Source organism: Oerskovia turbata, from assembly GCF_000718325.1.
GTDB lineage: Bacteria > Actinomycetota > Actinomycetes > Actinomycetales > Cellulomonadaceae > Oerskovia > Oerskovia turbata.
The window spans coordinates 1-12,927 of the sequence record NZ_JOFV01000026.1 but is presented as its reverse complement, the minus strand read 5'-3'; the positions used below and the strand labels follow the sequence as shown (position 1 = coordinate 12,927).

At 72.9% G+C, this 12,927-nt stretch carries 11 protein-coding genes and 1 tRNA gene; 8 read left to right on the top strand and 4 right to left on the bottom strand.

The features are described 5' to 3' along the window. Nucleotides 1–219: 219 nt before the first annotated feature. Nucleotides 220–306 (bottom strand) — tRNA-Ser (locus tag IE95_RS0118065). Between the two features lie 240 nt (nt 307–546). Between IE95_RS0118065 and IE95_RS0118060 the strand changes: the two genes are divergently transcribed. From IE95_RS0118060 to IE95_RS0118050, 3 genes are read left to right on the top strand one after another with little or no spacing between them, the layout of a single operon-like run. Further along, nucleotides 547–1,182, top strand: a complete 636-nt coding sequence (locus tag IE95_RS0118060; protein WP_051703296.1) for a DUF4956 domain-containing protein — start codon at nt 547–549, stop codon at nt 1,180–1,182. Beyond that, on the top strand, nt 1,179–2,036 hold the full coding sequence (locus tag IE95_RS0118055) for a polyphosphate polymerase domain-containing protein (protein ID WP_084690415.1): 858 nt from the start codon (nt 1,179–1,181) through the stop codon (nt 2,034–2,036). Before IE95_RS0118060 ends, IE95_RS0118055 begins: the two co-directional genes overlap by 4 nt. Next, a complete protein-coding gene (locus tag IE95_RS0118050) occupies nt 2,036–4,135 on the top strand; it encodes a carbohydrate-binding domain-containing protein (RefSeq protein WP_051703295.1) in 2,100 nt (699 codons plus the stop codon). The genes IE95_RS0118055 and IE95_RS0118050 overlap by 1 nt, the downstream gene beginning before the upstream one ends. 105 nt (nt 4,136–4,240) lie before the next feature. Here the strand turns inward: IE95_RS0118050 and IE95_RS19285 are convergent, their stop codons facing one another. Further along, nucleotides 4,241–5,953 carry a glycosyl hydrolase family 18 protein gene (locus IE95_RS19285; RefSeq protein WP_164984147.1) on the bottom strand — a complete coding sequence of 571 codons (1,713 nt, stop codon included), beginning with the start codon at nt 5,951–5,953 and terminating at the stop codon, nt 4,241–4,243. A gap of 291 nt (nt 5,954–6,244) precedes the next feature. On the opposite strand from IE95_RS19285, the gene IE95_RS0118040 reads away from it, so the two are divergent. Then, complete coding sequence (locus IE95_RS0118040; RefSeq protein ID WP_030153539.1) at nt 6,245–7,096, top strand: NAD-dependent protein deacetylase; 852 nt, start codon at nt 6,245–6,247, stop codon at nt 7,094–7,096. Nucleotides 7,097–7,134: 38 nt separating this feature from the next. Here IE95_RS0118040 and IE95_RS0118035 read toward each other — a convergent pair whose 3' ends face one another. Continuing rightward, a complete protein-coding gene (locus tag IE95_RS0118035; RefSeq protein WP_030153537.1) occupies nt 7,135–7,566 on the bottom strand; it encodes a nucleoside deaminase in 432 nt (143 codons plus the stop codon). 156 nt (nt 7,567–7,722) lie between these two features. Between IE95_RS0118035 and upp the strand changes: the two genes are divergently transcribed. The 4 genes from upp (at nt 7,723) to IE95_RS20590 (ending at nt 11,656) form a co-directional block, all read left to right on the top strand. Then, the gene (gene upp / locus IE95_RS0118030) at nt 7,723–8,358 is read left to right on the top strand and encodes a uracil phosphoribosyltransferase (RefSeq protein ID WP_030153534.1); all 636 of its coding nucleotides are present in this window, start codon (nt 7,723–7,725) and stop codon (nt 8,356–8,358) included. A 318-nt stretch (nt 8,359–8,676) separates the two neighbouring features. After that, nucleotides 8,677–9,369, top strand: a complete 693-nt coding sequence (locus tag IE95_RS19890) for a winged helix-turn-helix domain-containing protein (protein ID WP_051703293.1) — start codon at nt 8,677–8,679, stop codon at nt 9,367–9,369. A 164-nt stretch (nt 9,370–9,533) separates the two neighbouring features. Next, nucleotides 9,534–10,526, top strand: coding sequence for a DUF8094 domain-containing protein (locus IE95_RS0118020; RefSeq protein WP_030153530.1), 993 nt, complete (start codon nt 9,534–9,536; stop codon nt 10,524–10,526). A gap of 44 nt (nt 10,527–10,570) precedes the next feature. Then, nucleotides 10,571–11,656, top strand: a complete 1,086-nt coding sequence (locus tag IE95_RS20590) for a glutathione S-transferase family protein (protein WP_206053341.1) — start codon at nt 10,571–10,573, stop codon at nt 11,654–11,656. Between the two features lie 91 nt (nt 11,657–11,747). Here the strand turns inward: IE95_RS20590 and IE95_RS20585 are convergent. Further along, nucleotides 11,748–12,927: hypothetical protein (locus IE95_RS20585; protein ID WP_036572669.1), on the bottom strand; the 1,180-nt coding region annotated here is incomplete at its 5' end.

Here is a 12,927-nt window from a genome sequence, read left to right as displayed (position 1 = left end):
CGAGAGACCTCCGTTGGTCAGAGCCGGGTTCCTAGACAGCTCCCACTCGACACGGAGGTCTCTCTTCACGTCAACAACGATCCTGGTCAGTACACCTAGGGCCCGGACCGCGGGTCGGCATCGACCAGCTAGTCCGACAGGTCGGCGGCAGAACGGAGCGACGCGGCGCCCCACCAACGACGAAGGGCCCCGACCACTGGTCGGGACCCTTCGTGCTTGCGGTAGCGGTGAGATTCGAACTCACGGTGGACTTTCACCCACACACGCTTTCGAGGCGTGCTCCTTAGGCCACTCGGACACGCTACCCAGCCGGGAAGTCCCGGCTGCAGAAGGATACCCGCTCGCGGCGCCTGGACCGAATCGGGCACCCCGCGCGCCTGCCGGCACCCGAAGGAGGCCGCCGTCGGACGCCAGGGGCGAGCCCCGCCGTCGGGCACCGACGCCGCGTCCCGAACTCACATCCTCACCTACCCCGTGTCATAGCGAACTCACAGGTTCGGACGGCTCCATGGAGGAGTTCAGTTCCCCGTCACCTGGAGGTCACCCGTGACCCAGCCCCCACAGCTCGCGTTGTACCTCGTCGACCTGGTCGCCGTGCTCGTCCTGACGTTCGGCCTCTACTTCCCGCGTCATCGGCGCCGCGACCTGGTCGTGGCCTACCTGGGCGTGAACGTGGGCGTCCTGGCGGTCGCGGCGACGCTCGCGAGCAGCACGGTCGGCGCAGGCCTGGGTCTGGGCCTCTTCGGTGTCCTGTCGATCATCCGGCTGCGCTCGACCGAGCTGAGCCAGCACGAGGTCGCGTACTACTTCGCGGCCCTCGCCCTGGGGCTCCTGGGTGGCCTCGGCACGACCGCGGGCTGGCTCGGCGTCGCGGGCAGCGCCCTGATCCTCGTGGTCATGGCGGTCGCGGACCACCCGCGCCTGCTGCGCCGCCACCGCAGCCAGGTCGTCCTGCTCGACCGCGCCTTCCCCGACGAGGCCGGACTCGTCGCCTACCTCGAGCAGCTCCTGGGGGCGCACGTCCACTCGGCGTCGGTCCAGCGCCTCGACCTCGTGAACGACACGACCCTGGTCGACGTCCGTTTCGAGGTCGCCCCGGGCGGCGGCGCGGCGAGCAGCGCGACCGACGTCGCGGCGGCCCTCGCGACCCCGGCCGCGCCCGCCGCCCGGGTGTCGGCATGACCACGCTCCTGCCCGACGGCGCCGCGCCCGACACCCTCGTCGCGCCGCACGCGGGGTTCTCCCTCGTGTCGCTCGACGAGCTCGTCGCCTCGGCGTCGCTCCAGACCCGGATCGACCGCAAGTACGTCCTGCGCCGTGCGGAGGCACGGGCGGTCCTGGCCGACCTGGCCGAGCGGGAGCCGGGCGTGGGGGTGCTCGACGTCGACGGCCGTCGGGAGTTCTCGTACGATTCGGTGTACTTCGACACCCCGGACCTGACGAGCTTCCACCTGGCCGCGCACCGTCGTCGTCGGCGTTTCAAGGTCCGCACCCGGACCTACCTGGACTCGGGCGAGGCGTGGCTCGAGGTCAAGACGCGGGCCGCGCGCGGCTCGACCGTCAAGGACCGCGTGGCGCACGACCTCGCGGGCCGCTGCGAGCTGGGCGAGGGCAGACGCTTCGTGTCGGCGACGCTCGACGGCGCCGCGATCCCCGAGGCGGCCGACCTGCCGCTCGCGGCGGGCCTCGTGACCAGGTACCGGCGCTCGACGCTGCTCCTGCCCGGGACGAGGCCCGGAGCACCTGCGGCTCGCGCGACCCTCGACACGGGCCTGACGTGGCTGCTCGACGAGGGCACGCCCGCGGACCGGGTCGCGGCGGTCCCCGACCTCGTGGTCGTCGAGACCAAGACCGGGTCGACGCCGTCGTGCCTGGACCACCTGCTCTGGCGCAGCGGCCACCGGCCGCAGCGCATCTCCAAGTACGGCACGGGTCTGGCGGTCCTCCGCCCCGACCTGCCGAGCACCCCGTGGCGACGTGTCGTCCGCCGCTGGGTCGAACCCTCCCTGACCACCTCTCCCGACAGGAGCACCTGATGCGACTCCGCAGACCCACCACCGTCACGACCGCCGTCCTGACCGCCACGCTCACGGCCGCCGCACTCGTCGGCTGCTCGGCGGACTCCGGCACGAGCACCACCACGAGCGACGCCGCCTCGGCCACCACGGCCTCGACCGCCGTCGCGGGCCTGACCCCCGAGGAGGCCATGGCCGCAAACGCCGACCCGCACTCCTCGGGGGCCGACGACGAGGACCTCTCGTGGGACGAGTCCGAGGAGGTCGCGCTCTCGCTCGACGGCGACTCGGCCCAGGCCGACGGTGACGGCGTGACCGTCGACGGCTCGACCGTCACGATCACCCAGGCCGGCACCTACCGCGTCACGGGCGACCTGACCGACGGGCAGCTCGTCGTGGCGTCGTCGGGCGACGGCGTGGTGCGCCTCGTGCTCGACGGTGCGAGCATCACGTCCTCGACCAGCTCTGCGCTGGTCGTCGAGGACGCCGCGATCGCAGTCGTGGTCCTTGCCGACGGCTCGACGAACCACCTGGAGGCGACGGGGGAGGCTGTCGATGCGGATGGTGATGGAAGCACCGACGAGCCTGACGCCGCCCTGTTCTCCTCGGCCGACCTCACGATCGGCGGCACCGGTTCCCTCGACGTGGTCAGCGCCGCGACGGACGGGATCGTGAGCAAGGACGGCCTGGTGATCGCCGGGGGCGACGTCACGGTCGACGCGGGCGACGACGGCGTCCGCGGCAAGGACTACCTGGTCGTGACGGGCGACGCGTCGGTCACCGTGACCGCGGCGGCCGACGGCCTCAAGTCGACCAACGCCGACGACGAGACCATGGGCTACGTCGCGGTCCTCGGCGGGACGGTCGACGTCACGTCGGGCGACGACGGCGTCCAGGCCGAGACCGACGCGATCGTCGCCGACGCGACCGCGACGATCGCCGCGGCGGGCGGACCCGGCACGGAGGTCGCCGAGGACGCCTCGGCCAAGGGCATCAAGGGCGACGTCGGGGTCGTGGTCGGCGGCAGCGCGACCGTGGACGTCGCCGCCGCGGACGACGGCCTGCACTCGAACGGTGCAGTGTCGGTCTCGGGCGGGGACGTCACGCTCGCCTCGGGCGACGACGGCGTCCACGCCGACGGCGACCTCACGATCACGGCCGGCACTCTCACCGTCTCGGACTCCGTCGAGGGTCTCGAAGGCGCCACGATCACGCTCGCGGGCGGCGACGTCGACATCACGGCGTCCGACGACGGCGTGAACGCCGCGGGCGGGACGAGCACCGACACGACGGGCACAGGCACCGGCACCGGCACCGCGCAGGACAGCGCTGCTCAGGACGGCCAGGCACCGGGTGACTTCACTCCCCCGGCCGACGGCGAGCGCCCCACCCCGCCCGACGGCACGGCCGGCGCTCCCCCGGCCGGGCCCGACGGCGAGATGCCGTCCGGCGAGATGCCCGACGGCGCAGCTCCCGGCGGGCAGGCGGGTGCCCAGGGCGGTGGTGCACCGGGCGGCGAGGCGGCAGGCGACTACTCGCTCACGATCTCGGGCGGCACGCTCCTGGTCGACGCGGGCGGCGACGGCCTGGACAGCAACGGCTCGCTCGAGATCACGGGCGGGACCACCGTGGTCCAGGGGCCGACGAACGCCGGCAACGGCGCACTCGACGTCAACGGCACGTTCACGATCTCGGGAGGCACGCTGCTCGCCGCGGGCAGCTCGGGCATGGCCGTGGCCCCCGACACCGACTCGTCGCAGGGCTGGGTCGCCGCGAACCTCGACCAGAGCGCCGCGACCGGGACCGTGGTCCACGTCCTCGCCGAGGACGGCACGACCCTCGTGTCCTACGAGGTCACCAAGGACACGCAGAACGTCGTCTACTCGTCGCCCGAGATCGAGACGGGCGCCACCTACGTCGTCGAGACCGGCGGGACGCTCGGCACACCGGACGACGCTGGGCTCTCGTCCGACGGCACCACCGACGGCGCGACGCAGGCCGCGACAGCCGTCGCGGGCGAGTTCGCGGGCGGCGGCACAGGTGGCACGGGCGGCGGCCGCGGGCCCGGCGCGAACGGCTCGACCGACACCTCGGGCGGGACGACCACGAGCGGCGCGTGACGCCGTCGGGCACCTGAGCGCTCCCCCGCACGCGCCAGGGGCGCCGCACCCGACGGTGCGGCGCCCCTGGCCGTCCCGGACCGACCCGGGACCTTCACGCAGGTGTCAGGCCGAGCAGGGCCGACCCGCGTCCCACGCACCCCAGACGTTGCTCCCGGGCACCTCGCCACGGGTCCACCACTGGGCCGTGTGGTTCACGCCCGCACGCGAGACGACCGCGCCGCCCGAGTACGTCGCCTCGAGCGAGAACGCCGGGGCGCACTTGACGACCTCGACGACGGGGGCCGTGCCGCACGGGCCGATCTTCTGCCACGGGCTGCCCGAGGTCGCGGCCGGGGCCGTGCCACGCGTCCACCACTTGGCCTTGTACTCGGCGCCGTCGTGCGAGACGACGTCACCCGAGGAGTAGACGCCCGAGCCGTACCACGGGGCGGCGCACTGCGCGTCGACCCCGGGTCCGGGCGTCGACGCACGCAGGGTCGAGCCGAGGGTCCCGCCGAGCTCGTTCTCGTAGTCACCGCTCAGGTCCCACCACATGGCCCCGCCGTACCCCTGGACCGCGAGCCACTCGGACTTGGCGTTGACCGACGCCGGGTCGTCGAAGCTCCACCACTGGTCGCCGTCGTAGCGCCACGACGCGCCGATCGTGGGGTCGAAGAACGCCTCACCGAAGGTGCGCAGCTCGGCGTACGTCTTGGTGCCGACGTAACCCGTCGCGGTCTTCCAGCCCGCGCTGCCGTCCGCGACCCCGTACCAGCCGTGGCCGTAGGCCGCGAGGCCCGCGTTGAGCTGCTGCGGGTCCGCGCCCGCGTTGACGTACATGCCCATGGCCCCGTCGAGGGCCAGGCCCCAGTTCTCGGTGCCGTCCGGGTGCAGGTTGCCCTGGTGCCCCGTCTTGTTCGGGACCCAGCCGCCGTGGAAGTCGTAGCCCTGGACGTTGAGGAAGTCGACGACCGCGAAGAGCCTCGGGTCGAGCCAGCCGCCCTGGCCGGCGTTCCAGCCGCCCGCGGGGGCGAAGCCCGTCAGGAGGTAGTCCTCACCGTTCTGGGCACCCAGCGCGTCGAGCGAGGTGCGGAACTCCTCCATGAGGAGCAGGAAGTTCTCCTTGTCCTCGGGGCGGGCGTTCGCCGTCTCGCCCCCGGTCACGGGCCACTCCCAGTCGATGTCGATGCCGTCGAAGATCCCGGCCGCGGCCCCCGGGCCACCCTTGTCACCGATCTGGGGCAGGTTGCCCTGGATGTAGATGTCGAGGCACGAGTTCACGAGCTTCGTACGCCCCTCGGCCGTGGACGCGGCCTCGGAGAAGTTGTCCGACCAGGTCCAACCACCGAGAGACACGAGGATCTTGGTGTCGGGGCTGACGGCCTTGAGCTTGCGCAGCTGGTTGAAGTTGCCCGCGAGCGCCTGGCCTGGCTTGTCGGCCTTGCCGTCCACGGACTGCTTGGCCGGGACGAGTCGCAGGAAGTCGTTCTGCGCATCGCCCTCGCCGGGCACCTCCGTGATGTCGCACACGAGGTCGGTCGTGACGTTGCCGAACGCGTAGTTGAGGTGGGTCAGGTCCTTGATCGCACCCGAGGACACGAGGTCCGCGACGTGGAAGTCGCGCGTGACGGGGCTGTCGGCCATGAGGTAGCCGACGCTGCGGTAGCCGTTGATGTCGTCGGGGCCTGCGGACGACGAGGTGGTGGTGGGCTTGGCAGAAGCGACGGACTGGGTCGCGGCGGCCTGGGTTGCCGGCGCCACCGCGACGGAAGCGGCGAGCACCGCGGCTGCGGCGATCGCCACCGGCGCGAGCCGGCGTCTGGGTGTGTCTTGCATGTGAGGGCCTCGTTGCTCTCCTCCGGGCGTGCCCGGAACTTTGTTCGGACGCCTCGCACAGTAGCCCTGAACGGGCCCTTTGCCAAGGGTCTTAACCAATGGATGGACAACGCGGGAGATAAGCCCGATTTGCACCTTGGACAGGTGTCCTACTCGCCCCTTTTCCTGCGGTCTCGCCGACATCCTCGCCAGGGCGCCCCGGCCGCTCGCCCCACGCCCCACCCCTGGGGTGCCGCTCCCCACCCACCAGCCCTTGTGGAACCGCTCCAGCGGCCGTCGTACGCTCGGACCGTGCCCCCGCAGACCCCCACGACCCCGCAGACCGGCCCCACGATCGACGACGTCGTCCACCTGCTGCGCGGCAAGCGGCTCACCGCCCTGACAGGTGCGGGCATCTCGACCGACTCCGGCATCCCCGACTACCGCGGCCCGGACTCCCCACCCCGCAACCCCATGACCTACCAGCAGTTCGTCGGGGACGAGGCGTTCCGCCGCCACTACTGGGCGCGCAACCACGTGGGCTGGCAGCGCGTGCACCGCACGCACCCCAACGCCGGGCACAAGGCCCTGGTCCGGCTCGAGGAACGCGGCGTCCTCGAAGGGATCATCACCCAGAACGTCGACCTGCTCCACGAGGACGCAGGCTCGCGCAACGTCATCGACCTCCACGGCCGCTACGACCGCGTCATCTGCCTGTCCTGCGCGCGCGTCGTCTCGCGCGAGCACCTGGCCGACCGGCTCACCACGCTCAACCCGCACTTCCTGGAGAGCATCGGCGACCTCGACGACGTCGAGACCGCGCCCGACGCCGACGCCGTGATCGAGTCGACCGCCCACTTCGTGCCCGCGGCGTGCGAGTTCTGCGGCGGCATGCTCAAGCCGGAGATCGTGTACTTCGGCGAGAACGTGCCGCGCGAACGCGTCGAGCGGGCCTACGCGATGGTCGACGACGCCGACGCGCTGCTCGTCGCCGGCTCGTCACTGACCGTCCTGAGCGGGCTCCGGTTCGTCAAGCACGCCGCCAAGACCGACAAGCCCGTCGTGATCGTCAACCGCGGCGCGACCCGGGGCGACCCGCTCGCCACGCTCAAGCTCGAGGCCGGGGTCTCCGAGACCCTCGAAGCGCTCGCGGACCGGCTCTGAGACCACGGGCCCGGCCCACGGCCCCGGGCCCGGGCCGCTCAGCGCTGCGTCTCGAAGAACTCGCGGATGAGGTCGCCGCACTCGACGTCGCGGATGCCGCCGACGACCTCGACGCGGTGAGGGTTGCGGCGGTCGCGCACGATGTCCCACACCGACCCGCACGCGCCGGCCTTGGGGTCCCACGCGCCGAGCACGAGCCGCTCGACGCGAGCGAGCGTGGTCGCCCCCGCGCACATCGCGCACGGTTCGAGCGTCACGACGAGCGTGCACCCCTCGAGGCGCCACGAGCCGAGCGTGGCCGCGGCCTGGCGCAGCGCGAGGACCTCGGCGTGGGCCGTGGGGTCGCCGATCTCCTCGCGCCGGTTGCGGCCGAGGCCGAGCAGCCGCCCGTCGGGCCCGACGACGAGCGCCCCGATGGGCACGTCGCCCGTGGCGAGGGCGTGGGTCGCCTCGTGCAGCGCGAGACCCATGAGCTCGTCCCACACGGCGCGGCGGGCCACGACGGTGTCGGGCGGGAACGTTCCGGTCGCCCAGGGCAGGTCGAGCCCGACGGGACCGGGTTTCGCGGCGGGGGCGACGTCGTCGGGGACCATGCTCCCGAGGCTACCGGGCGGTACCCTCGAACCATGCGCCTGCACGTCGCCGACCACCCGCTGGTCGCCCACAAGCTCACCGTCCTTCGCAACAAGGACACCGCCTCCTCGACCTTCCGCCTCCTGGTGGACGAGCTCGTGACCCTGCTGGCCTACGAGGCGACGCGGGACGTCCGGGTCGAGCCACACGAGGTCGAGACCCCGGTCACCACGACCGTCGGGGTCCGTATCGCCGAGCCGCGCCCGCTCGTCGTCCCCATCCTGCGTGCCGGCCTGGGGATGCTCGAGGGCATGACCCGCCTGCTGCCCACGGCCGAGGTCGGCTTCCTGGGGATGCAGCGCGACGAGAAGACCCTCGAGGCCGTCACCTACGCGAACCGGCTCCCGGACGACCTGACGGGTCGCCACGTGTTCCTGCTCGACCCCATGCTCGCGACCGGCGGGACGCTCGTCGCGGCGATCGACTACGTGTTCGAGCGCGGTGCGCGGGACGTCACGGCCGTGTGCCTGCTCGCCGCCCCCGAGGGCATCGAGGTCCTCGAGAAGGCGATCGGCGACCGGGTCGACGTCCAGCTCGTCGTGGCCGCCGTGGACGAGCGCCTCGACGAGAACGCGTACATCGTGCCCGGCCTGGGTGACGCGGGCGACCGCCTCTACGGCGTGGTCTGAGACCAGCGCGCTCGGGGGCGCGGGCGGCCGGTCCGCCGGGTCGCCCGCGTCCCCGATGCCCGACGGCGTCGCGTCCGTCCCCATTTCACGTCTCACCCGGTGAGATTCTTGGCGCTTGCCCTTGGCGCCCCACCGCGTCGCTGCCATGCTCGCCACGTGACCTCCTCGCTGACCTCCCGAGGTGCCGACCGGCGCCCGAGCGTCAGCATGCCCAGCGTCTGTTGTCCGGCCTGACTCCCTCAGCCCTCTGACAACCCTGCCGACCGTCGTCGGCGCCGCTCCGGCCCAGGCCGTCGAGCGGGACCCCTGGAGCATCCCATGGCCGCCCTGACCCAGCAGACCCCTCGCCCGCACGCACCCCACCGCCGCTCGCACCCCGGCTTCGTCCTGTACGTCGGGGTCGACGCCGCGACCGGGGAGCACCCCCAGGCCGAGCTCGTCGAGCTCGCCGAAGCCCTCGGCGAGCTGGCCCGCGAGTGGCTGCCCGACGCCGAGACGTACACGGCACTGACCCTGTCGGAGCCCGCGACGGACCGGCACGAGCACCTCGTCGACGAGGGCCGCCGCACGGCCCGCGGCCGCAGCGCCGCACGCCGGTCCGACGTCCCCGTCCCCGCCCCGGACCTCGCCCCGGACCTCGCCCCGCTCGACGACGTCGAGGCCTTCCGCGACCGGCTCGCAGCCCTGTCGCCCGTCCCGCGGGTCGTCATCGACCCGGCGAGCCGCCGCGTGACCGTCGACGGCTCCGAGCAGCGGCTCACCCACAAGGAGCTCGAGCTCCTGACGCACCTGTCCCGGTCGGCGCACCGCGTCGTGACCAGGGACGAGCTCCTGTCGACCGTCTGGGGAGCCGACGCGGTGCGCGACGGCAGCCGGACCATCGACGTCCACGTGCGGCGGCTGCGCGAGAAGCTCGGGCTCCAGCACGTCATCTCGACCGTGCGCGGGCTCGGCTACCGGTTCGACCCGCAGACCCGCGTCGTCCTCAGGGGCGCGGGGGACGCCGCCTGAGGACCCGTGCTGCCAGGTCGTGCGCTCGCGATCTCGTGGGGGATCCCGTCCGGCCCGGCAGCACGAACCCCCGCTGCGCGGACGCGCGACGAGTTTGGTCGAGCGCCACCGGCAGGGTTGGATGAGGGCGTCCGCCCGCCCCCTCCCGTGAGGTCTCCGCCGCCGTGCCTGCGCCCCGTCCCGTCGCCCGCCCCCTCGCGGGCCTGGTAGGGGCCGTCGCCTCGCTCGGGCTCCTGTCGGGATGCGTGGGCGCCGAGGTCGCCGCGGTTCCCGCCCAGGTGCGCGAGCCCGTGATCGACCGCGAAGCGGCCACGACGCTGTTCGCCTCGCTCTCCACGACGCGCAACACCGCGAACGCCGCCCGCGACGCCGCCGCTCTCACGAGCATCACGACGGGGCCCGTCCTGCGGTCGTCGACGTTCGCCTTCGCCGCGCAGACCGCACAGGGAGCGGCCGTCGTCGCGCCCCACACGTCCGTGCCGGGCACGCTCGCCGCCCCCGCGGCCGGGACCGCGGACTGGTTCTACTCCCTGGGCGCACCAGGGGACCCTGCGGCATCGGACGGCGAGTTCGTCGAGTCCACGCTCTTCACACGCGCGTCCGCGGACGCCCCCTGGCTGCTGACCTACCAGCTCGCGACCGACCCGGCCGTGGCCCTCCCGCACCCCGTGCTGGGAGGAGGCTCCGCCGTCGGGCCCGACGACGGAGCCCTCGCCCGCGGGGCCGCCGCGCTCGAGGACGTGCTCGCCTTCGCCCGCACCGGCGAGGCCGCGCCCGCCCTCGACGTCACCGACGCCGACCAGCTCGCGACCGCGCACACCCAGGGCTTCCCCGTCGCCGACCTGTCCCCCGAGAGCGGCACCGAGGAACGCTCGTGCGCGTACGAGGCCCCCGATCCTGCCTGGCTCACGTCCCCCGACGGGGTCTTCGCCCTCGCGTCCGTCGAGTGCACGCAGTCCGTGACGCTCACCGGCGGATGGACCGCACCCACCCCCACGACCGGCACGCTCGGGACCGTCCCGCCCGGTGCGCGCCTGTCGGCGTGGACCGTCACGCAGACCGTCACGGTCCTCGTCGAGGCGCACGACGACGGCACGTCCCGCGTGGTCGGCTCCCGCCTGCGCCCCGTCCGGACCGACGTCACGCTCGCCCCGTGACGCTGGTCGCTGCGGACGCCGGAGGCCCGGCGTAGGTTCGCTCCATGAGCGACACCACCGGATCGAACCCCGTCCCCCGCGGCTGGAAGCGCCGCGGCCCGCACTTCACCGACCGCATCGCCGCGGACAGCACGTCCACGCCCGGCGGGCAGGGCGACGACCACGGACGGTGGCCCGTCGAGCCCGGCCGCTACCGGCTCGTCGCGAGCCTCGCGTGCCCGTGGGCGCACCGGTCGATCATCGTGCGCCGGCTGCTCGGGCTCGAGGGTGCGATCTCGCTCGGCGTCGTCGACCCGATCCAGGACTCCCGCTCGTGGCGCTTCACGCTCGACCGCGACGGCATCGACCCCGAGCTCGGCTCCCACTTCCTCGCCGAGCACTACCTCGCGCGCGACCCCGAGGACGACGGCGGCGTGAGCGTGCCCGCGATCGTCGACGTCCCCTCACGCCTGCTCGTCACCAACGACTACCCGCAGATCACGCTCGACCTGTCGACCGAGTGGACCGCGCACCACCGGCCCGGCGCCCCCGACCTCTACCCCGCGGCCTGGCGCGACGAGATCGACGACGTCGCCGAGAAGGTCTACCTCGACGTCAACAACGGCGTGTACCGCGCCGGGTTCGCCGACTCGCAGGAGAAGTACGACCGGGCGTACGGGATCCTCTTCGAACGCCTCGACTGGCTCTCCGACCGGCTGTCCGAGCGCCGCTACCTCGTCGGCGACCACCTCACCGAGGCCGACGTGCGCCTCTTCACGACCCTGGTCCGGTTCGACGCGGTCTACCACGGGCACTTCAAGACCAACCGCAACAAGATCACCGAGGACAAGGTCCTGTGGGGGTACGTGCGCGACCTGTTCCAGACGCCCGGGTTCGGCGACACCGTCAACTTCGAACACATCAAGCACCACTACTACCGGGTGCACTCCCAGCTCAACCCGAGCGGGATCGTGCCCGACGGCCCGGACCTGTCCGGCTGGCTCACACCGCACGGGCGCGAAGCGCTCGGCGGTTCACCGTTCGGTGACGGCAGCGCCCCCACCGCCGCCACGGACCTCGCGTCCTACCACCTCGCACCCCTCGCCGTACCCGTCGAGGGCGAGGTGCGGGCGGCCCGCCCCCGGGACTGATGCGGAGCTTAACCGCCCGGAGCGGCGAGTGATAGACCCCGGCGCGATGCCAGGGCCCCTCCCTCGTCTGCTCCGTGCCCGCGGCCTCTGCTCAGCCGCGGCTCTCGTCGCGCCAGAAGTACGCACCGAACGTGGAGCCCGGCACGACCGAGACGCTCCATGCCGTCGCCGTGTAGTTCCGGCCTGCGTGCGTGACGCGGTCACCCACCCGGTAGGCCTCGGTCCAGTGCCAGCTCGGCAGGCAGGACTGCCCTGCGACCTCGAACGTCCACGAGTGGCCCGAGTCGGCCACCACACGGTACGTCGCGCCGCCCTCGGGGGCGCTCGGCACCTTGAGCTGGACCCGCTTCTGGTTCTGCACCACCCGGTGCGTCTCGGGCGCGACCACGCCGTTCACCTCGACGTGGAACGTGACGGCCGCGGTCGACGCCATGTTGTCGTACACGAACGTCACGGGGCGGTACGACTGCTGCTCGTTGTCCTCGAAGTAGCAGACGCCGAGGATCGGGGCTGCCACCGTCGGCGCGAAGACGTCGTAGCGACCGGCCTCGTACCTGGCGGTCACGGTGTTGCTGCGGGCCACGCCGTCGGCCGTGATCGACTGCTGGAACTGGACGGTCCCGGCGGGGAGCCTGGTGACGCCCGTCGGCAGGAAGAACTCGTGGGTGGCTCCTGCGGGGACGTCGACCGCCGACCCGGCGAAGCCGTACACCGGTGAGTACATGCGCACGCGCACGGGACCCGGGGACGTGTTGGTGTACGTGCCGACGATGCGGAGGGTCTGGTCGGCCACCTCCGCGCGAGCAGTCTGCGTCGCCGACCAGCTCGGGACGTAGCAGCTCGCGGCAGGGACGGCCTGGCTCGCGAGCTGTCGTCCGTCGGCGGAGACCGTGAACGTGGCGCCCTGATAGCCGGCGGTCACCGCGACCGGGACGCTCGCCCCCGGTGCCACGACCTGCGTGAGGTCGTCGCGACCGGAGACCGTGAACTGCACCGGCAGCGTCGAGGTCGAGTTGTCGAACGTCAGCGTCACGAGGGTCGAGGAGGCGTGCACGGCCGGGTCGTAGACGCACTGCCCAGCGGTGACGGTGGCCTTCGGCGCGATCACGGCCTCGCCGAACGGCGCCTTCTGCGAGTGCGTGTACCCCTTGCCGGGGGCCCCGGTCTCCGTGACCCACCGGTACTGACGGAACGCGACCTGCCCGGCCTCGACCGACCCCAGACCCGTGTCGATCGTGAACGAACCGGTCTGCCCCGCAGCCAGCCGGACC